Consider the following 19,688-nt stretch of genomic DNA (forward strand, 5'->3'; position numbering starts at 1 on the left):
CAGGTTGTACCGGTTAGAGTTGCCGGATGGGCGAGGCGGCGGTGAAGCGCGACACGATCGCGGCACGCCGCCAGGCGCAAGCGGGAGACGTGCGGGCCCGGCGGCGTCAGGAGATCGTCGACGCGGCCGTGCGCGCCATCGAGGAGCTCGGCTGCGACGCGGGCCTGGGCGCGGTGGCCGACCGCGCCGGATTGCCGCGCCCCCACGTCTACCGGCACTTCACCGGGAAGGACGATCTCGATGAGGAGGTCGCCCGCCGCGCCGGCCGGCTGCTCAGCGCCTGGATCCGCCCCTCCCTGACGGCGCGCGGCACGCCGCCCGAGGTGATCCGCGGCGTCATCGGCCGGGTGCTGGGCTGGGCGGTCGACCATCCCCACCTCTACCGGTTCCGGGTCCGGTTGGGGCCCGCCAGGGCCGTTCCCGAGCTCACCGACGCCGCGGTGACCTACCTGCGCGCCGCCGGATACGACGCGCGCCCGCCGGATCACGTGGTCGCGAGCGTCATCGGCATGGTCGACGCCGGTGTCCTCTGGTGGCTGGACCATCGCGACGACGAAGGCGTCGAGTCCCTGAACGAATGGCTCGCGGCGCAGGTGTGGCTGGTGCTGGCCGACATGCTGGAGCGGATCGGGCGTCCGCTCGACCCGTACGCCGAACTTGCGCCGGCTCTGGACAACTTCAGTTAACAGTCCTAATAATTGGCCAACTGTCGATATACCGACGTGGAGGCCATCCCCCATGCGCCGATCCCCGCTCCTCGCCGCGTCCGTCCTGCTCGCGGCCTCCGGTTTCGCCGTCCCCCTCGCCTCGTCCGCCAGCGCCGCCGCCGCTTGCGCGCCCGCCTGGAGCGCGAGCGCGGTTTACACGAAGGACATGACCACTTCGCAGTCCGGCCACAACTTCACGGCCAAGTGGTGGACCCAGAACGAGAGCCCGGCGACCCACAGTGGTCAGTGGGACGTCTGGGCCGACAACGGAGCCTGTGGCGGCACGACCCCGCCGACCCCGCCCACCACGCCTCCCACCACGCCTCCCACGACCCCGCCGACCACACCCCCGACGACTCCACCCACGACTCCGCCGACCACGAGTCCGCCGAGTGTTCTGCCCAGGCACGCCCTCATCGGTTACCTGCACGCCAGCTTCGCCAACGGGTCCGGATATCTGCGGATGGCCGACGTGCCGGCCGACTGGGACATCATCAACCTGGCGTTCGGCGAGCCGACCTCGGCCACCTCCGGCGACATCCGCTTCACCCTCTGTCCGGCGACCGAGTGCCCCGGCGTGGAGAGCGAGGCGGAGTTCCGCGACGCCATCCGGGCCAAGCGCGCGGCGGGCAAGAAGGTGCTGCTCTCGATCGGCGGTGCCAACGGCCAGGTGCAGCTCACCACCACGGCGGCCCGCGACGCGTTCGTGCGCTCGGTGAGCGCCATCATCGACCGCTACGGCCTGGACGGGGTCGACATCGACTTCGAGGGCCACTCGCTGTCGCTGAACACCGGTGACACCGACTTCAAGAACCCGACGACCCCGGTCGTGGTCAACCTCATCGCGGCCCTCAAGTCGCTCAAGGCCCGGTACGGCGCGGCCTTCGTGCTGACCATGGCGCCGGAGACGTTCTTCGTCCAACTCGGCCACCAGTACTACGGCTCGGGGCCGTGGGGCGGTCAGGATCCGCGGGCGGGCTCGTATCTGCCGGTCATCCACGCGATGCGCAACGACCTGACGGTGCTGCACGTGCAGGACTACAACAGCGGTCCGATCATGGGCCTCGACGGCCAGTACCACACCATGGGCGGGGCCGATTTCCACATCGCGATGACGGACATGCTGCTCGCGGGCTTCCCGGTCGCGGGCAACCAGGCCAACGTCTTCCCGGCCCTGCGCGAGGACCAGGTCGCCTTCGGCGCCCCGTCGTCGGTCAGCGCCGGCAACGGGTACGTGGCGCCGGCGGGCGTCCAGCAGGCGGTGACGTGCCTGGTCAAGGGTACGAACTGCGGAGGGTACGCGGTCCGCAGCGGCACCAACCCGGGCTTCCGCGGCCTCATGACCTGGTCGATCAACTGGGACAAGTACTACGGCTGGGAGTTCCGCAATGCGCACGAGCCGTTCCTCAACGGCCTGGGCTGAACCGCGACGCCGACGGCCGGCCCCGGCCATGGAACGATGTGAGTCATGGTGCAGGGGCCGGTCGCGTTCGTGCTGGGCGGGGGCGGAGTCCTCGGCGCCGTCCAGGTCGGCATGCTGCGGGCGCTCTTCCGCGCCGGTCACCGGCCCGACGTGGTCGTGGGCACGTCGATCGGCGCCGTCAACGGAGCGCTCGTCGCCGCCGATCCCACCGAAGCGGTCACCGACCGCCTGGTCCGGCTCTGGGCATCACCGGAGGCCGCCGAGGTGTACGGCGACTCGCTCGCTCGCCAGCTCCGGCGGTTCGCGGCACGGACGCACCTGCACTCGCCCCTGCCCCTGCGCCGCCTGCTCGGCGCCGAGGTGGGCGAGCACGCGACCTTCGCCGATCTCAAGGTGCCCTTCCGGTGCTGCGCGGCGAGCATCGAACGGGCCGCCGAACACTGGTTCGACAGCGGGCCGCTCGTCGACGCGGTGCTCGCCTCGTCCTCCGTGCCGGGGCTGCTGCCTCCGATGGAGATCGCCGGCGAGCACTTCGTCGACGGCGGCATCGTCAACTCGATCCCGATCGGGGAAGCGGTGCGCGTCGGCGCCAAGCTGATCTTCGTGCTCCAGGTCGGGCGCATCGAGCGGCCGCTGTCCGTACCGCGGCGGCCGTGGGAGGTGGCCCAGGTGGCCTTCGAGATCGCCCGCCGCCACCGGTTCGCCCGCGAGCTTGCATCGCTGCCCGACGATGTCAGTGTGCACGTCCTGCCGACCGGAGGCGGCGAAAGCCGCGACGATACCCCGTGGGCGTACCGCGACATGGCCGCCGCCGGGCGCCGGATCAGCCGCGCCTACACGGCCACCCGGCGCTATCTCGCCGCGAACGTCCTTCCGGCACCGAGCGACGGCGCCTGATGCTGCCGCCGACCTGGGTTCGCCGGCTGGTCATCGCGCCGCTGGTGGTGGTCCTCGCGGCCGTGCTGCTGACCACGCTGCCGGTGTGGCTCCTCATCGCCCTGGCGGCGTCCCCGTTCGCCCGCGGTCACCTGCGGCTGCCCCGCCTCGCCTTCCTGGCGATCGTCTACCTCGCCTGGGACGCGGCGGCGCTGGTCAGCCTTGCGGTGCTCTGGGTGGCGTCCGGGTGCGGCTGGAGGATCCGTACGCCCGCCTTCCAACGGGCCCACTACGTGCTGACCGGTAAGTTCCTCCAGGCGCTGTTCTGGGTGGCCAAGTGGTCGCTGCATCTGAGCATCGACGTGGTGGGCACCGATCCCGACACGGGAATGCCGGGCCGCCCGGAGATCGTGGTCAGCCGGCACGCGGGCCCGGGTGACTCGTTCATCCTCATCCACGCCCTGGTCAACTGGTTCGAGCGGGAGCCGCGCATCGTCCTCAAGGCCGCCCTGCAGTGGGACCCGGCCGTGGACGTCCTGCTGAACCGCCTGCCCAACCGGTTCATCAGCCCGGGCCGCCCCGGCGTCGGCGACCTCGAGAAGGCCGTCGGCGCGCTGGCGGACGGCCTGGACCACAACGACGCGTTCGTCATCTTCCCCGAGGGCGGCAACTTCACCCCGCGGCGCCGGGTACGCGCCATCGCCCGGCTCCGCGACCGCGGCCTCGTGGACATGGCGGTACGCGCCGAAAACCTGCGCAACGTTCTCCCCCCGAAACCGGGCGGCCTGCTCTCGGCGATCGACGCCGCCCCGGATGCGGGCGTGATCTTCGTGGCCCACACCGGCCTGGACAAGATGCTGACCGTGACGGACGTGTGGCGCGAACTGCCCATGGACAAGCAGCTCGTGATGCGCTTCTGGAGCGTGCCCCCGGAGGAGATTCCGGTGGGCGAGGCCGAGCGGATCGCCTGGCTGTACGACTGGTGGGCCCGCATCGACGCGTGGATCGACGAGCACGGGCCCCGCCCGCTCCCGCTGAGTACGGACTGGACGGCCCGGCGGACGTCCGCCACGTCCGGCTGATTTCGCCTTTCGCCCTCAGGGGAATCGCTGGGCGCGGCCCTCGTTACCGGGAAAGGTAGGAGACGTCTGATGCCGGGTGGGTGCCGCACCCGTCCGGCTCGTGCGAGAGGGTGGGTCCATGAGTGTTGACGACTTCGTGATGCGATCGGGTGGCGCATCCTTTGACGACCAGGTCTTCGAGCGGCTGCTCCGGGAGCGGATCATCTTCCTCGGCAGCGAGGTCAACGACGAGGTGACCAACCGCATCTGCGCCCAGATGCTGCTGCTCGCCTCGGCCGACAGCGAGAAGGACATCGCCCTCTACATCAACTCGCCGGGCGGCTCGATCAGCGCCGGCATGGCCGTGTACGACACGATGCAGTACATCAAGAACGACGTGGCGACGATCGCCATGGGCATGGCCGCCTCCATGGGACAGTTCCTGCTCTGCGCCGGCACGCCCGGCAAGCGGTATGCGCTGCCCCACGCCCGGGTGATGATGCACCAGCTCTCCGGCGGCATCGGCGGCACCGCGGCCGACATCGCCATCCAGGCCGAGAGCATGCTGCACATCAAGAAGGTGATGAACGAGCGGATCGCCTTCCACACCGGCCACACCCCTGAGGAGATCAACATCGACTCCGACCGGGACCGCTGGTTCACCGCCCGGGAGGCGAAGGACTACGGCATCGTCGACCACGTGATCACCAAGGCGGCCGACGTCACGGCGACGTCCGCGCTGGTCTGAGCAACGCTGCGAGCGGGCGTGCGGGTGACCGCGCGCCCGCTCGGTGTGCCTTCGCGGCCCTCGGGGTATAGCGGTGCCCAATCCCCGAAGGTTCGAAGGAGGTGCTGACGTGAGGATCCCGACGTTCTCCCGGCAGTCCCACACCACCACCGACACCGTCGAGCGCCCGGCCGTGGCCGCGCGCCCCGGCACCACCGACCCCGACCCCACCGATCCCGGCGCCGGAACCGCTCCGCCCGCGACCGGACGCGCGACCCCCGACCGCGCTACCGCCGACCGGGCCCGCACCGACCGCATGCCCGTCGAGCGTGACGCCCGCCCCGCGGGTGCGCCGGTCGCACCCGGTCCCAAGCCCCGGTCGAGCCTGCTCGCCACGCTTGCGCTGATCACCGGGGTGGCCGGTGCCCTGCTGGTGCTCTCGGGCTCCCTGCTCGGCTACGGCATCGGCGTCGCCGGTCTGGCCCTGGTGCTGTCGATCGCCGGCGTCCGGGCCACGGGCAGGCGGCACGTGGCAGGCAAGACCGACGCGCTGATCGGCATGGTGCTGGCGCTGTTCGCGATCGTCGTCGGCATCCTGGCCCTCACCGGATCCCTCTCCTGGCTGGGCACGGACATGCAGCCGGCCGGTGATCTGCGCCAGTGGCTCGACTCACAGTTTGTGAACCGCATGTGACGGGTATCCGACATTCACCGGCGGCGATGCGCCGCCGGTGACCCCTCGGAACCGGGACGGCCATCAGCCGTCCCGCCCCGAATCATCCGGCGGTGCGCCGGAAAGTGCGGGACCACACCGACCGGCGGCCACCGCCGAGGGTTCGGCGTGCGACTGCAACGTTTGTGCGGGGGCGGCGGTGCGCCGCCCCCGACGCGCGTGCAACGAATCGTCGCCGCCGAAGCTGATCACGCAACGATTCGCCGCGGTGCGCAAGACTGGTCGGGGGCGTACGCAGGCACTTCGCGCATAGCGTTTCCGGCATGACGACTGCTGCCCCGCGCCGATACCTGATGTGCCGGCCTACCCACTTCGCCGTCACGTACCGGATCAATCCGTGGATGGACCCGACGGCCCCGTACGACAACGCTCTGGCCGTGAGTCAGTGGGAGAATCTGCGGCAGACGTTCCTCGACCTGGGCCACACCGTCGAGTTGATCGACCCGCTGCCCGGCCTGCCCGACATGGTGTTCGCCGCCAACGGTGCCACCGTCGTGGACGGCAAGGTGCTCGCCGTGCAGTTCCGGGACGCCGAGCGCGCCGACGAGGCGCCCGCCTACAAGGCGTGGTTCGCCAACGCCGGGTTCGAGGTCTTCGACTCGAAGCACACCAACGAGGGCGAAGGCGACATTCTGCTCGCCGGCGACGTGCTGCTCGCGGGCACCGGCTTCCGCACGGCGCACGCCGCGCACGCGCAGACACAGGAGGTCTTCGGCCGCCCGGTGATCACCCTCCAGCTCGTCGACCCGGCGTTTTACCACCTCGACACAGCACTTTGCGTGCTCGATGAGCGTAACGTCGCTTACCTGCCGTCCGCGTTCTCGCCGGGATCGCAGGCCGTGCTCCGCCGCCTGTTCCCGAACGCGGTCATCGCCACCCAGGCCGACGCCGAGGTGCTGGGCCTCAACGCGGTCAGCGACGGCCGTACCGTGGTCCTGCCGGTCCAGGCCACCGCGCTGACGGCGGCCCTGCAGGCCGCCGGCTACCAGACCGTGGGAGTCGACGTGAGCGAGCTGCGCAAGGCCGGCGGCGGACCGAAGTGCTGCACCCTGGAGGTTCGATCGTGACTGACCTGGACATGCGTACGCCCGGAGCGCTCGCGGACGCCGAGCGCTGGACGGCGCACAACTACCACCCGCTGCCGGTGGTGATCGCCGACGCCGAGGGCGCCTGGGTCACCGACGTCGACGGCAAGCGCTACCTGGACTTCCTCTCCGGATATTCGGCGCTGAACTTCGGGCACCGCCACCCCGGCCTCGTCGCCGCCGCCCACGCGCAGCTCGACCGGCTCACGCTGACCAGCCGCGCGTTCGTGCACGACCAGTTCGCGGAGTTCTGCCACCGCCTCGCCGACCTGTGCGGCAAGGAGCTCGTGCTGCCGATGAACACCGGCGCCGAGGCCGTGGAGACCGGCATCAAGGTCGCGCGCAAGTGGGGCTACCAGGTCAAGGGCGTGCCGGACGGGCAGGCCGAGATCATCGTCGCGGCGGACAATTTCCACGGCCGCACCACGACGATCATCAGCTTCTCCACGGACCCGGACGCGCGCAACGACTTCGGGCCGTACACCCCGGGCTTCACGATCGTTCCGTACGGCGACAGCGACGCGATCGCCGCCGCCATCACCCCTAACACGGTCGCCGTGCTGCTCGAGCCCATCCAGGGCGAGGCCGGCGTGCTGGTCCCGCCCGCCGGCTACCTCGCCGGCGTCCGGCAGCTGTGCACCGACAACAACGTGCTGTTCATCGCCGACGAGATCCAGTCCGGCCTCGGGCGTACGGGCAAGACCTTCGCGATCGAGCACGAGGGCGTTGTTCCGGACATGTACCTGCTCGGCAAGGCGCTCGGCGGCGGCATCGTGCCCGTCTCCGCGGTCGCGGCGAACAAGGACGTGCTCGGCGTGCTCAAGCCCGGCGAGCACGGCTCCACGTTCGGTGGCAACCCGCTCGCCTGCGCGGTCGGCACCGCGGTGGTCAAGCTCCTGGAGACGGGCGAGTTCCAGCAGCGCTCCGCCGAGCTCGGGGCGAAGCTGCACGAGGGGCTGAACGCCCTGGTCGGGCGCGGCGTGCTGGCCGTACGCGGGCGTGGCCTGTGGGCCGGCGTCGACATCGACTCGGAGCGGATGACCGGCCGCCAGGTCTCGGAGAAGCTCGCGGCCCGCGGCGTGCTCGCCAAGGACACCCACGGTTCGACGATCCGGCTCGCGCCGCCGCTGACGGTGACCGAAGCGGATCTCGACCACGCGCTGGCTCAGCTGGCCGCGATCCTGTGAGAGGGGGCGGTGGGGCGGCGGCCTGATCGGCCGCCGCTCTTCCCGTCGCCTACCGTTCGAACTTGCGGATCGCCATGGTGGGTGCCTCGGCCATGACCGAGTGCGGCTGGGTCACCCCACCGGAGCTCCACAGCTTGGCGCGGCCCACGTACACGTTCGCGTAGAGCTCCACCACGTCGGTAGGGCCCAGCGCGCGCGTCTCGTCGCGGTTCAGCGTGATCCGCTGGTCGTCGTCGAACGAGCCGTTCGGGCGGATGCCCGTTCCGTTGGTGCTGACGTCCTGGGCGCTCAGCTCGCCGCTGCGCAGCGCCAGGCGCACATGCCCACGGCTGATCCATTTCCTGGCGTCGTCGCTCAGCCACTGGCCCAGCATCACCCCGCCGCCCTCGGGCGCCCGGCCCACGACCACCGGGTTCTCGGTCGAGACCACGAAGCGCCGGCGGACGACGCCGTCGATGCGTACGGAAAGCACCTCGACGGCCGGGCGCGGACCCGCGTCGCGCAACCGGGCACCGTGCCGCGGGCAGGTCGGCACGCCGGACCGCAACGCCGGCGGCGGCTGCGAGACCGGGCTCGTCGTCGTGCGCATGTCGGCGAACGGGCTGTCCGGGTCGCCGCCCGAGCCGTACGCGGTGCAGGTCTCGGGGCAGCCCCAGACGCGGGAAAGCAGCTTGCGCCCCATCGGAGAAGGCTCTGCGACGGCCGGCACGTCACCCCGCCCTACCCGCGCCACCAGCACCGGACCGCCCGCGCCGGGCACGGCGGCGAGCAGGCGCCCGGGCTCGGAGACCCAGGGGCGGCGATCCCGGAACTGCTCGGCCCGGCCCCGCGTGAGCACGGGCAGCCCCAGTAGCTCGGCGACCTCGAACACCCGGTCGTCGACCTGCGGCACGACCTCGACCACGCCGTCGTCGGCCCAGCGGCGTACCACCATGCGCTCGTTCGAGGTGAGATCGGCATCGGAGAGCAGGCCGCGGGGCACCACCGCGTACACCGGGACGTTCTCCTCGGCGACATGCCGGCCGAGCGCGTCGATGACCAGTCCCAGCCGCAACATGCTGGCCGGACGGCCGCCGTCGAGATCGGCATAGCGGACGATCTCGGAAAGATCGACGACGGCCCGCGCGAGGGCGGGATCGGTGGTGAGGCGCGCCTCGATGGCATCGAGGACCTTGCTGACCTCGAATCTCACGTGGCCTCCCGATGAGTACGCGTGCGGCTGCCCGGCCATCATGCCGTCTGAAAGCAGGCATCGGCGAATCAGGGTGGTGTGGTCCGTGCCGGTTCGTGGCGGGAAGGCGCTCCCTGAGGCGGTTGCCGGGTGGCCGGGCAGCGGTGCGGGACACGCGCCGACCTCACCGCACCGCCGTCTGCTGCCGGCCCGCCAGCGTCTCGTCGTTCCCGCCCTCTGGATGGCCGTGCTCGTCGCTCTCGGCTGCTTCCTGGCGGCGCTCGGTCTTTCTCCGGGGCCCTGCGAGGCCTGTGAGGAAGCGCCGGTTCGTCTTACGAGGCGTCGGCTTCGTCTTACGAGGCGTCGGCTTCGTCTTACGAGGCGTCGGCGAGGATGCGGTCGATGCGGTTGGCCAGGGCGATGTCCCGGGTCGTCACGCCGCCGACCGAGTGGGTGCTGCAGCGGAACGTCAGCGTGCGCCAGCGGATGTCGATGTCGGGGTGGTGGTCCATCTCCTCGGCCAGCTTCGCCACCCGGTCCACGACCGCGATCGCGGCGGGGAAGCTGCGCAGGCCCACGGTGCGGACGATCGCGTCCGTGCTGCCCTCCCACCCGTCGAGGACGGCCACGGCGTTGCGTACCGAATCGGCGTCGAGCAGGTCACCCATTCCCTGAGCTTAGTCGTCGGGCGCACCCGGTCGGTGCTGGCCGGGGCCGAGAATGTCGCACGTTTCGGCTACGGTGGGCGCCGACATGAGGCTTGACGGGGAGGGACACCCAATGAGAAATCGACGTCTGGTCATCGCGGTTGTCGCGATGGGCGTGGCGCTCGGCCTGACCGGCTGCGGCCCCGAGGACACCGCCAAGACGCCGACCGGCGCGGCGGGCGCGAGCGCCGAGGCTCCGCAGGCGGCCTCGAAGCTCGACCCCGCGGCCGACCTCGCCGCCGCCGCCAAGAAGCTCGCCGACCAGAGCATGAAGTTCGACCTGGACATGTCCGGTCAGATGACCATGACCGGCGTGGCGGACACGAAGGCGCGACTCACCCAGGTCTCGATGTCGATGACCGCCCTCGGCGGCGACAAGATCGAGATGCGCATGATCAAGGACGACCTCTACCTGAAGCTCGCCGGCTCCCTGGGCGCGATGCTCGGCGGCAAGGGCGGCGGCAAGGCCTGGATGCACCTCGACGCCAGCAAGCTGAGCGAGGGCAGCAACTTCAACCTCAGCCCGAACGGCGACGACCCGGCGGGCACCCAGGCGATGATCTCGTCCCTCACCCAGGTCGAGCGCGTCGGCGACACGGGCTTCAAGGGCACCCTCGACCTGTCGAAGTCCCCGCGCTTCAAGAAGGGCGCCGCGGGGCTGGGCGACAAGCTGACCAAGATCCCGTTCACGGCCAAGAAGGACGGTGAGGGCCGCCTCGTCGAGCTGACCCTCGACATGAGCAGCCTCGGTGCGGGCGCCGGCAAGATGAAGACCACCTACCACGACTTCGGCACCCCGGTCTCGGTCGAGGCCCCGCCGGCGTCCGAGGTGCAGGAGATGCCGAGCCAGCTCTCCGGAATCCTCAACGCCTGACATGAGCGATGACTGAGGGCCGGGTGACGGTTCTCGGGTGAGCGATGACCGATGGCCGGGTGGGGACGATCCCCGCCCGGCCATCGGACTTTCTCCGGTGGTGCGTGTCTGGTGGAGGAGCCGTTTGGTGAGGCGGCGGATCGGGCATGGGGTGAGCCTTCGTCACGACGGCGATGACGGGTGCAAGGAGGGATGACATGCGGACGGCTCGTGCAGCAGGGCTGGGCCTTGCATCGTTGGCCGCGGTAGCTCTCGCCGTGGGCGGGTGCTCCGCCGACAATGCGGCGACCCCGGGCGCTGGTACTCCCTCCGGAAGTGTTCCCGGTGCGTCCGCGAGCGCGGGCGTCGCCGACCCCGCTGCCGCCGCCGCGCTGGCCGATGCCGCGGCGAAGCTCAGCACCACAAGCTTCAAGGTGTCCATGACGTCCGGGCCGGGCCTGAACCTGAACGGGCTCATGGACGCGCCGAACGGTGTCGGGACGGCCACGGTGGCCATCACCGGGTCGAATACCAAGATCGAAATCAAGACTTTGCTCGTGGACCAGGACCTTTACCTCCAGATCCCCGGCATCACGAAGACCGGCACCTGGACCCACGTGGACGTGTCCCGGCTGCCCGAGGGCGCCAACGTCGGACTGCGACCGGGGCAGATCGATCCGGCCAACACCGCCCAGTTGCTGAGCTCCACGACCGACGTGCAGCGGGTCGACCCGCGCAGCTTCCGGGGCACGCTCGATCTCACCAAGGTCGCCGGTGTCGTCGGCGTCGACCAGAAGATGGTCAGCTCGTTGGGTTCCCAGGCCCAGAACGTGCCGTTCACCGCGGGCCTCGACGAGCAGGGCCGGCTCTCCGCCCTGACGATCCAGTTTCCGGCCGTGAACGGGCAGCAGGCCCAGCCGCTCGAGGTCCTGTACTCCGACTACGGCACCCCGGTGGATGCGAAGCGGCCGCCGGCCGCCCAGATCATCGAGGCGCCGGACAGCCTCTACCCCACCCTGGGCGGCTGAGGTCGCTCACCAACGGCGTCCCCGGGCGAGCGAGTCGTGCGCCTGGTGAATGGGCCGCTCGCCGGAACGAGCTGGTGTCTGGGTGAGCGGCGCCCGTGGGCGACGAGCTTGGTGTCTGGGTGAGCGGCGCCCGTGGGCGACGAGCTCGGTGTCTGGGTGAGCGGCGCCGGCCGGGGACGAGCCGGCGCGTGGATGAGCTGCGTGGCGGGGTGACCTGCGTGCTCGGGAACGCTGACGAGCGGGCGGCGCGTCCGGGAAGGCGGCGCGGGCCGGATGGTTGATGCATCGGCTACCGTTGCGGACCGTGCCAGAGGGACACACCATTCATCGTCTTGCCGGGCGGCATCGAGAGTTGTTCGCCGGACATGTCGTCGCCGTGGACAGCCCGCAGGGGCGGTTCGGTGCCGGGGCGGCCCTGATCAGTGGCCGCCGGTTGATCGACACCGAGGCGTACGGCAAGCATCTGCTGCATCACTTCGACGGGGAGCTCAGCCTCCACATCCATCTCGGGCTGTACGGCAAGTTCGCCGACGGTGTGGCGCCCGCACCCGATCCCGTGGGGCAGGTGCGGATGCGGATGGCGGGCGGCGGGCACTGGCTCGAGCTGCGCGGCCCCACCGCGTGTGAGGTGCTCGAGCCCGGGGCGGTGGCGGTGCTGCGGGCGCGGCTGGGCCAGGATCCGTTGCGGGACGACGCCGATCCGCTTTCCGCGTACGGCAGGGTGCGAAGCAGCATGAAGCCGGTGTTTGCGCTGCTGCTGGACCAGACGGTGGTTGCCGGGTGTGGGTTGATCTACGCGAACGAGGTGTTGTTCCGGGCCGGGCTGGCACCGACGACGCCGGGAGCGCGCATCACGGCGGCGTGCTGGCAGCAGATGTGGGACGACCTGCGGGCCCTCATGAAGGAGGGTGTCCTGCGGGGCCGGATCGACACCGTGCACACCGCGCACACGCCGGAGGCCATGCAGCGTGCGCCGCGGGTAGACCGGCACGGCGGCGAGGTGTACGTGTACCGCCGGCCCGGACAGCCGTGCCTGGTGTGCGGGACGCCGGTGCAGCGTGGGCCCCTGGCCGGCCGGAATCTCTACTGGTGCCCGACCTGCCAACCCGGCTGACCCACCCAGTCGGTGAACGAACCGCCAGAGGCCCCGGCGACCGGGCGCGGCGAGGAGAGCCCGAGTCCGGGCGCGGCGAGGAGAGCCCGAGTCCGGGCGCGGCGAGGAGAGCCCGAGTCCGAGTCCCGCGGAGGAAGCGCCGCGTCCGGGCTACTGCGTGGTGGAGGCGGGAGCCGTCGCGGGCGGAGATGTGGGTCCGGGTGGGAGGCCCAGCGTGAAGTTCTCCCGGAGTCGCGGCAGCAGCGTCTCGTACGCCTCGACGGTGTCCGGCTGGGCGAAGTCGTGGGACAGCACGATCGATCCGGGCCGGACGTTGTCCGTCACCTCCCGGATGATCTTGTCCACGTGGGACTCGCCGGTTTGCGAAGCACTGCGCTCCCAGTCGCGGGGGTCGACCTCCCAGTAGAGGGACGTCATGCCCTCGGCGTACGCGGTGCGGACCAGGCGGTCGGTGAAGTTGCCGCCCGGTGCCCGGAAGTAGGGGATCTTCGCGTCCGGGACGGCCGCGCGGATGGCGTCGTTGGTGCGAATCAGATCCTTGCGGATCTCGTCCGGGTCGTCCTTGCCGATCGTGAGGCTGTGGTTCCAGGTGTGGTTGCACAGCGCGTGTCCCGCGGCCGCGATGTCGCGGACGATGTCGGGGTGCCTGCGGACCTGCTCGCCGACGACGCAGAACATCGCCGTGACCTGGTGTTCCTCCAGGAGAGCGAGGATCTTGGGGGTCTGCACCGGGTCGGGGCCGTCGTCGAAGGTCAGTGAGACCGTCTCCGTGCCGGTGGTGCGCAGGGAGTTGGCAGGGCCGTCGCCCTCGGGGATCGGGACGGTCGCCGGGTCGGGGGCCGTCGCCGGGGCGGACGGTGCCGGGGCCGCCGGGTTCTGCCCGGGCGGGGCCGACGGGTCGGCCGGGGCCGGCGGGTTCGCCGGGGTGTCCTGGGGTGACTTCGGGCTGGTGGGCGTGGCCGCCTCGGCCTCCTTCCCCGGCTTCTTCCCGGGGGACCTGGCCGGCGCGACGACGGAGTTCTCCGCCGCGTTGACCGCGGTCACCGTCGTGTCGCCGCCCTGCTGCATCGGCACGACGACGAGCATGAGGCCGACGGCGACCAGGGCACCGAGCAGGGCCTGCTGCCGGTGCCGGCCGATGAGCAGCCAGGATTCGATCGGCAGGGTGCCGGGGGCACGGTGGGCGCCGGTGGCGGGCCGCTTGCCGGTGTCGGCGCGGGCCCAGTCGCGCACGGCGCCGGCCGCGTCCAGCACCGCCGGCAGCGGTCGCACGGTGATGGCGAGTTGGTCGGCGGCCGCGTGCCGGCCCCGGGCGGCGCGCGCGGCCTGCCGGGGGATGAAACGCTCGCTCCGGCGGTCGGTCAGGTCCGCGTCGGGCACATCGGCGTCGGGCACATCGGCGTCGGGCACACGGTGGACCGCGGGGCGGCGCCGGCCGCCGGCGATGCGCTGCGTCGCGGGTGGACGCAGGGCGATCGGGCCGGCCGGCGACTCGGGGCGGCGGTGCCGACCGAGCGAGGTCTCGTCGCCGGAGTGCTCGTGGTCGGCGTGGGCGGGGCGACGGCCGTCGAGCGTGCCGACGTGGGGAAAGGCGCCGACGCCGCCGGTCAGCGCGGGGTGCGCCGGGCCGGCCGCGTGTCGCGGGCCCTGCTGCGGCGCCGGATATTCGGGGGGATGCGGCGGCATTCGTCATGCCTACCGTGCGGCAAGATCGAAAACGAGACCGCATTCGTGATCAATGTATGGCTGACGGTAATCGATGCAGGTCAGCGGCTTGCCGTCGGACAGGATTGCTCAAGGCGGGTCACCGGGAGGCGTGGACCTCGTCCGTCGCCTTGCGGGCCGCGATCAGCACCGGATCCCAGACCGGTGAGAACGGCGGCGCGTAGCTCAGGTCCAGGCCGGTCATCTCCTCCACCGTCATGCGGTTCCAGACCGCTATCGCCAGCGAGTCGATCCGCTTGGCGGCTTCGGCGCGGCCGACGATCTGCGCGCCCAGCAGCATGCCCGTACGCCGCTCCGCGATCAGCTTGATCAGCATCCTGCTCGCGCCCGGGTAGTAGCCGGCGCGGCTCGTCGACTCCACCGAGGCGGTCACGAACGCGAAGCCCGCGGCCGCCGCCTCCCGCTCGGTCAGCCCGGTACGGGCCACCTCGAGATCGCAGACCTTCGTCACCGCCGTACCTATGACTCCCGGAAACGTCGCATAGCCGCCGCCGAGGTTGATGCCCGCGACCCGGCCCTGCTTGTTCGCGTGCGTCCCGAGCGGGACGTGCACGGGCTGGCCGCTGATCCGGTGCACCGTCTGGACGCAGTCCCCGGCCGCCCAGAGCCCGTCGACGCGCCCTTCCGGGCCGACCACCCGCATCCGCAGGTCGGTGCGCAGGCCGCCGGTCACGCCGACCGGAATGCCGGACTCCTCGGCGAGCGTCGTGTGGGGGCGTACGCCCAGGCCGAGGACCACGATGTCGGCCGGCAGCGACCCCTCGGGGGTGACGACCGCGCTGACCCGCCCGTGCGCGGTCTCCAGGCCCTGCACCCGGGTCCCGGTGCGGACCTCGATGCCGAGCCCGCAGATCGCCTCGCGCACCTTCTCGCCCATGTCCGGGTCGATGGTGGACATCGGCTGCCCGGACTTCTCCAGCAGGGTGACCTCGAGCCCCCGCCGGATCATCGCCTCGGCCATCTCGACGCCCACGTAGCCGCCGCCGATCACCACCGCCCGGCGCGGCCGGGGATCGCGGTCGAGCCAGGCCTGGATCGCGGCGCCGTCGTCGAGCGTCTGCACGCCGAAGACGCCGCCGCCGTCGATGCGCGCCCAGTCCGGCGTGACCGGGACGGCGCCGGCCGCGTACACCAGCTCGTCGAAGCCCTCGCGGCGTTCGCCGCCGTCCTCCAGGTCGTGGGCGATCACCTCGCGCCGGTCCAGGTCGATCGCCACGACCTCGTGCCGCATCCGTACGGTGATGCCGGCCTTGGCGAAGGCGGCGGGCTCCCGGGCGATCAGGGCGTCGCGGTCGGCGACGGCACCGCCGATCCAGTACGGGATGCCGCAGGCGGAGTAGGACGTGAAGTGGCCCCGTTCGAACGCCACGATCTCCAGGTCGTCCGGGCCGCGGCGCTTGCGGGCCTGTGAGGCCGCGGACATCCCGGCGGCGTCGCCGCCGACGACGACGAGTTTCACCGCGTGTCCGCGGTCGTGCGGGCGAGCCAGTCGACGACGTCGGCGATCGAGCCGCGCTGCGACAGCAGGGCGCGCTGCCGGGCGGCGCCGGTGCCTTGGGCGCGGAGCCGGCCCATCAGGACCGTCGCCGTCTCCAGGTCGCCGTGGCGTTCGAGCTCCGGGCGTACGCAGTCGAAGAGCTGCCGCATCAGCTTCCAGGCCGGCCGGGGTTCGCGGGTGGCCATGTCGATGTTGAGACCCTCCAGCCCGTCGTGCGCCGCGCGCCAGTGCGCGGCCATGAGCAGCGGGTGCGGCACGTTCGGCGCGGGCTTTCCGGCGTTGACGTCGCGCAGGATCGTCCCCACCAGGGCACGCGCCAGGGCCGCCAGCAGGATCGTGTCGTCCAGCGACGGGCAGACGTCGCCCATGCGGATCTCGACCGTGGGGTAGTTCGCCGACAGGCGGGCGTACCAGTAGAGCATTCCCTCGTCGAGCATCGCACCGCTCGCCTGCAGATCGGCGACCAGCGTCTCGTAGTGCTCGTGGGATTCGAGATAGGGCGCCGGGCCCACGGTCGGCCAGCGTTCCCACAGCATCGAGCGCCAGCTCGCGTACCCGGTGTCATGGCCGGCGAAGAGCGGGGAGTTGGCCGCCGCGGCCTGGAGGATCGGCAGCCAGGGGCGCAGGTGGTTGAGGACCTGCACGCCGGTCTCCGGGTCCGGGACGCTCACGTGTACGTGCATGCCGTTCAGGCCGGCGCCGGGGGAGAGGTCGCCGAAGCGTTCCCGCATCCGGTGGTAGCGGTCGAGGTCCACCGTCCGGGTGTGCGGGCCGGAGGCCGGTGCCGCGCCGACGGCCACCAGGCGCGCGCCGGCCGCCTCCGCGGCGGTGGCGAGCCCGGAGCGCAGGCGCCTCATGGCGTCGTGGAGGCCGCCCAGGTCGAGCTGGGGCGGGCTGGCCGTCTCGATCTGGCTGCGCATGTACTCGTGCTGGACCGAGTCGCGGATGTCGGAGCCGAGGTGGCCGAAGACCTCGTCGACGGCCTCGACCGCCCGGGGCTCCACCGCGTCGACGAGCAGGTATTCCTCCTCGACGCCGAGGGTCAGCAGTCCCTGGGCCCGCGCTTCCCCGGCCATCTCCTCGGAGATCGTGGTCGCTCCCGCCGCAGGTTCCGCCGTCGTCATGAGCCGCAAGTACCCTCCGCCCTCCGCCCGAAAACGACCGTCTCTTCCCAGAGGTAGCGCGAACCTCCGTGCCGCCGCCGGGCTTCGGGGTCCATGTCGCCCGGCCGGGGAGCCTCAATAGAAAGTTAAGTTCACCAATGCCTTTACATCCTCTGTTAACACTCCTAATAATTGGCTGACCCCCAGCGGAAGGCCATCGCATGCGCCGATCCTTAGTCCTCGCCGCGGCCGTCGCCCTGGCTGCCAGCGGTTCTGCCGTCGTCATCGCCTCGTCGGCCGGTGCCGCGGCCGCGTGCGCTCCAGCCTGGAGCGCGGGCGCGGTTTACACCAACGGCATGTCCGCGTCACAGTCCGGCCATAACTACACCGCGAAATGGTGGACCCAGAACGAGAGTCCGACTGCCCACAGTGGTCAGTGGGACGTGTGGGCGGACAACGGGACGTGCAGCGGCACGACGACGCCGACGACCCCGCCCACCACGCCCCCGACCACGCCCCCCACGACGCCCCCCACCACCCCGCCCACGACCCCGCCCACCAGCCCGCCGCCCGCCGGCTCGCTGCCCCGGCACTTCGTCACCGGCTACTGGCAGAACTTCGACAACCCGGCCAAGGAGATCAAGCTCGCCGCCGTACCGAGCACCTACGACCTGATCGCGGTGGCCTTCGCCGATGCCACGAGCACGCCCGGCGCAGTCTCCTTCGGCATCGACCCGGGCCTGTCCGCCAGCGTCGGCGGCTACACCGACGCGCAGTTCAAGGCCGACGTCGCCACGCTGCACTCGCGTGGCAAGAAGGTTGTCATCTCGGTCGGCGGTGAGAAGGGCTCGGTGTCGGTCAACGACCCGGCCGCCGCGACGAACTTCGCCGACTCGGTCCACTCGCTGATGCAGACCTACGGCTTCGACGGCGTCGACATCGACCTCGAGAACGGCCTCAACCCGGCCGCCATGGGCCAGGCGCTGCGGAGCCTGCGCGCCAAGGTCGGACCGAGCCTGATCATCACGATGGCGCCGCAGACCATCGACATGCAGAACCCGGCGGGCTCGTACTTCAAGCTCGCGCTCGACATCAAGGACATCCTGACGGTCGTCCACACCCAGTTCTACAACTCCGGCGCGATGCTCGGCTGCGACAACAACGCCGCGTACGGGCAGGGCTCGGTGAACTTCATCGTCGCCCTGACCTGCATCCAGCTCGAGGCCGGCCTGCGCCCCGACCAGGTCGCGATCGGGCTGCCCGCGACGACGAGCGCGGCCGGCGGCGGCTACGTCTCGCCCGCGGTCGTCAACCAGGCGATGGACTGCCTGGCCCGCGGCACCAACTGCGGCTCCTTCCGTCCCCCACGCACCTACCCCGGCCTGCGCGGCGCGATGACCTGGTCTATCAACTGGGACGTCACCGCCGGCAACGGATGGGCCAACGCCGTATCCCCCCACGTCCACGCTTTGCCCTGAGCGGAGAACATCCCCATGAAACTGAGATTGAGGCTCCTGGCCGCCCTCGCCGTGGCCCTGACCGGCACCGCCGCCGCCCTCGTCCCGATCACCGCGTCCAGCGCCGCCGTGGCATGTGCTCCCGCGTGGAGCGCGAGCGCGGTCTACACCCAAGGCAACATGGCCTCGCAGTCGGGCCGCAACTACACCGCGAAGTGGTGGACCCAGAACGAGAGCCCGGCGACCCACAGCGGTCAGTGGGACGTCTGGGCCGACAACGGCACGTGCGGCGGCACCACGCCGCCTCCGACCGACCCGCCGCCGCCCACCGGCGGCAAGATGCCGTCGTCGCCGTACATCTATCCGGGCTGGGGCAACCCGCCGGCGCCGTCGACCGTCATGAACGCCACCGGCATCAGGGCCTTCACCATCGCCTTCGTCCTGGCCAACGGCTGCAACCCGGTCTGGGACGGTGAGGGAGGCCTGACCGGCGGCGTGCACGAGAGCACGATCAACGCGATCAAGGCGGCCGGTGGCAGCATCGTGCCGTCGATCGGCGGTTGGAGCGGCAACAAGCTCGGTCCGAACTGCCCGACCCCGGAGGCGCTCGCGGGGGCGTACCAGAAGGTGATCGACACGTTCGGCCTCAAGGCGATCGACATCGACATCGAGAACACCGACGAGTTCGAGAACACCGTGGTCCAGGACCGCATCCTCAACGCCCTGAAGATCGTCAAGCAGCGGAACCCGTCCGTGAAGACGATCCTGACGTTCGGCACCACGACGACCGGGCCCAACTACTACGGCACGCGCCTGGTCCAGCAGGCCAAGGCGCTCGGCGCCAACATCGACATCTTCACCCAGATGCCGTTCGACTTCGGCGGCGGCGCGGACATGTACGCCAGCACGGTCAACGCCTCCGAGGGCCTGAAGAACCTGCTCAAGTCGACGTTCGGGTGGAGCGACGCGCAGGCGTACAGCCACCTGGGCATCTCCGGCATGAACGGCCTCTCCGACCAGCACGAGCTCACCACGCCGCAGACGTGGACCCAGATCCGCGACTACGCGAAGAGCAGGGGTCTCGCCCGCTTCAGCTTCTGGGCGGTCAACCGGGACCGGCCGTGCCCCGGCGGCGGTGTGGTCTCGCACTGCAGCGGCATCTCCCAGGCCGATTGGGAGTTCACCCGAATCAGCGCCGGCTTCTGAGGCGTACCGGCGCCCGCGGCCGTGGAT

Annotated in this window: 18 protein-coding genes; 13 read left to right on the forward strand and 5 right to left on the reverse strand. The window is 71.1% G+C overall.

The features are described from left to right. Positions 1-26: 26 nt before the first annotated feature. The 8 genes from EDD30_RS25435 to rocD all read left to right on the forward strand — a co-directional run bounded on the left by EDD30_RS25435 (position 27) and on the right by rocD (position 7,799). A complete protein-coding gene (locus EDD30_RS25435; protein WP_071808712.1) occupies positions 27-686 on the forward strand; it encodes a TetR/AcrR family transcriptional regulator in 660 nt (219 codons plus the stop codon). Between the two features lie 52 nt (positions 687-738). Next, positions 739-2,130, forward strand: a complete 1,392-nt coding sequence (locus EDD30_RS25440; RefSeq protein ID WP_071808711.1) for a glycosyl hydrolase family 18 protein — start codon at positions 739-741, stop codon at positions 2,128-2,130. 45 nt (positions 2,131-2,175) lie between these two features. After that, entirely contained in the window at positions 2,176-3,027 is an 852-nt protein-coding gene (locus EDD30_RS25445) for a patatin-like phospholipase family protein (RefSeq protein WP_071808710.1), read from the forward strand. Next, complete coding sequence (locus tag EDD30_RS25450) at positions 3,024-4,088, forward strand: 1-acyl-sn-glycerol-3-phosphate acyltransferase (protein WP_071808720.1); 1,065 nt, start codon at positions 3,024-3,026, stop codon at positions 4,086-4,088. Before EDD30_RS25445 ends, EDD30_RS25450 begins: the two co-directional genes overlap by 4 nt. A gap of 118 nt (positions 4,089-4,206) precedes the next feature. Continuing rightward, positions 4,207-4,815 carry an ATP-dependent Clp protease proteolytic subunit gene (locus tag EDD30_RS25455; protein ID WP_071808709.1) on the forward strand — a complete coding sequence of 203 codons (609 nt, stop codon included), beginning with the start codon at positions 4,207-4,209 and terminating at the stop codon, positions 4,813-4,815. A 109-nt stretch (positions 4,816-4,924) separates the two neighbouring features. Continuing rightward, positions 4,925-5,488 carry a hypothetical protein gene (locus tag EDD30_RS25460; RefSeq protein WP_071808708.1) on the forward strand — a complete coding sequence of 188 codons (564 nt, stop codon included), beginning with the start codon at positions 4,925-4,927 and terminating at the stop codon, positions 5,486-5,488. Between the two features lie 302 nt (positions 5,489-5,790). Beyond that, a complete protein-coding gene (ddaH, locus tag EDD30_RS25465) occupies positions 5,791-6,594 on the forward strand; it encodes a dimethylargininase (RefSeq protein WP_071808707.1) in 804 nt (267 codons plus the stop codon). Between the two features lie 11 nt (positions 6,595-6,605). Beyond that, positions 6,606-7,799, forward strand: a complete 1,194-nt coding sequence (gene rocD, locus EDD30_RS25470; RefSeq protein ID WP_071808719.1) for an ornithine--oxo-acid transaminase — start codon at positions 6,606-6,608, stop codon at positions 7,797-7,799. Between the two features lie 49 nt (positions 7,800-7,848). Here rocD and EDD30_RS25475 read toward each other — a convergent pair whose 3' ends face one another. Both EDD30_RS25475 and EDD30_RS25480 read right to left on the reverse strand, forming a co-directional pair. Next, positions 7,849-8,991 carry an FHA domain-containing protein gene (locus EDD30_RS25475; RefSeq protein ID WP_071808718.1) on the reverse strand — a complete coding sequence of 381 codons (1,143 nt, stop codon included), beginning with the start codon at positions 8,989-8,991 and terminating at the stop codon, positions 7,849-7,851. 353 nt (positions 8,992-9,344) lie between these two features. Next, positions 9,345-9,638: a 4a-hydroxytetrahydrobiopterin dehydratase gene (locus tag EDD30_RS25480; RefSeq protein ID WP_071808706.1), complete on the reverse strand. Its 294-nt coding sequence runs from the start codon at positions 9,636-9,638 to the stop codon at positions 9,345-9,347. A gap of 112 nt (positions 9,639-9,750) precedes the next feature. Between EDD30_RS25480 and EDD30_RS25485 the strand changes: the two genes are divergently transcribed. From EDD30_RS25485 to EDD30_RS25495, 3 genes are all read left to right on the forward strand, one after another. Next, on the forward strand, positions 9,751-10,551 hold the full coding sequence (locus EDD30_RS25485; protein WP_143162980.1) for a hypothetical protein: 801 nt from the start codon (positions 9,751-9,753) through the stop codon (positions 10,549-10,551). A gap of 197 nt (positions 10,552-10,748) precedes the next feature. Continuing rightward, positions 10,749-11,558: a LolA-like protein gene (locus tag EDD30_RS25490; RefSeq protein ID WP_071808704.1), complete on the forward strand. Its 810-nt coding sequence runs from the start codon at positions 10,749-10,751 to the stop codon at positions 11,556-11,558. A 304-nt stretch (positions 11,559-11,862) separates the two neighbouring features. Beyond that, positions 11,863-12,672: an Fpg/Nei family DNA glycosylase gene (locus EDD30_RS25495; RefSeq protein ID WP_071808717.1), complete on the forward strand. Its 810-nt coding sequence runs from the start codon at positions 11,863-11,865 to the stop codon at positions 12,670-12,672. 150 nt (positions 12,673-12,822) lie between these two features. Here the strand turns inward: EDD30_RS25495 and EDD30_RS40900 are convergent, their stop codons facing one another. The 3 genes from EDD30_RS40900 to EDD30_RS25510 form a co-directional block, all read right to left on the reverse strand. Further along, complete coding sequence (locus EDD30_RS40900; RefSeq protein WP_244945399.1) at positions 12,823-14,358, reverse strand: polysaccharide deacetylase family protein; 1,536 nt, start codon at positions 14,356-14,358, stop codon at positions 12,823-12,825. Positions 14,359-14,476: 118 nt separating this feature from the next. Further along, entirely contained in the window at positions 14,477-15,856 is a 1,380-nt protein-coding gene (locus tag EDD30_RS25505; RefSeq protein WP_071808703.1) for an FAD-dependent oxidoreductase, read from the reverse strand. Then, a complete protein-coding gene (locus tag EDD30_RS25510; RefSeq protein ID WP_084557354.1) occupies positions 15,853-17,019 on the reverse strand; it encodes a carboxylate-amine ligase in 1,167 nt (388 codons plus the stop codon). Before EDD30_RS25510 ends, EDD30_RS25505 begins: the two co-directional genes overlap by 4 nt. Before the next feature lie 200 nt (positions 17,020-17,219). Here EDD30_RS25510 and EDD30_RS25515 point away from each other — a divergent pair, with 200 nt between their 5' ends. After that, positions 17,220-18,476 (forward strand): chitinase, encoded by a 1,257-nt coding sequence (locus EDD30_RS25515; RefSeq protein ID WP_123678511.1) that lies wholly within the window; start codon positions 17,220-17,222, stop codon positions 18,474-18,476. 15 nt (positions 18,477-18,491) lie between these two features. After that, the gene (locus tag EDD30_RS25520; protein ID WP_071804205.1) at positions 18,492-19,661 is read left to right on the forward strand and encodes a carbohydrate-binding protein; all 1,170 of its coding nucleotides are present in this window, start codon (positions 18,492-18,494) and stop codon (positions 19,659-19,661) included. Positions 19,662-19,688: the final 27 nt, after the last annotated feature.

The sequence above is a fragment of the Couchioplanes caeruleus genome (assembly GCF_003751945.1).
GTDB lineage: Bacteria > Actinomycetota > Actinomycetes > Mycobacteriales > Micromonosporaceae > Actinoplanes > Actinoplanes caeruleus.

Bases quoted from the DNA above. Each gene is read 5' to 3' on its own strand.
- EDD30_RS25445 (WP_071808710.1), top strand. From the start codon at position 2,176: ATGGTGCAGGGGCCGGTCGCGTTCGTGCTGGGCGGGGGCGGAGTCCTC.
- EDD30_RS25520 (WP_071804205.1), top strand. From the start codon at position 18,492: ATGAAACTGAGATTGAGGCTCCTGGCCGCCCTCGCCGTGGCCCTGACC.
- EDD30_RS25515 (WP_123678511.1), top strand. From the start codon at position 17,220: ATGCGCCGATCCTTAGTCCTCGCCGCGGCCGTCGCCCTGGCTGCCAGC.
- EDD30_RS25440 (WP_071808711.1), top strand. From the start codon at position 739: ATGCGCCGATCCCCGCTCCTCGCCGCGTCCGTCCTGCTCGCGGCCTCC.
- EDD30_RS25510 (WP_084557354.1), bottom strand. From the start codon at position 17,019: ATGACGACGGCGGAACCTGCGGCGGGAGCGACCACGATCTCCGAGGAG.
- rocD (WP_071808719.1), top strand. From the start codon at position 6,606: ATGCGTACGCCCGGAGCGCTCGCGGACGCCGAGCGCTGGACGGCGCAC.
- EDD30_RS25480 (WP_071808706.1), bottom strand. From the start codon at position 9,638: ATGGGTGACCTGCTCGACGCCGATTCGGTACGCAACGCCGTGGCCGTC.
- EDD30_RS40900 (WP_244945399.1), bottom strand. From the start codon at position 14,358: ATGCCGCCGCATCCCCCCGAATATCCGGCGCCGCAGCAGGGCCCGCGA.
- ddaH (WP_071808707.1), top strand. From the start codon at position 5,791: ATGACGACTGCTGCCCCGCGCCGATACCTGATGTGCCGGCCTACCCAC.
- EDD30_RS25435 (WP_071808712.1), top strand. From the start codon at position 27: ATGGGCGAGGCGGCGGTGAAGCGCGACACGATCGCGGCACGCCGCCAG.
- EDD30_RS25455 (WP_071808709.1), top strand. From the start codon at position 4,207: ATGAGTGTTGACGACTTCGTGATGCGATCGGGTGGCGCATCCTTTGAC.
- EDD30_RS25485 (WP_143162980.1), top strand. From the start codon at position 9,751: ATGAGAAATCGACGTCTGGTCATCGCGGTTGTCGCGATGGGCGTGGCG.
- EDD30_RS25490 (WP_071808704.1), top strand. From the start codon at position 10,749: ATGCGGACGGCTCGTGCAGCAGGGCTGGGCCTTGCATCGTTGGCCGCG.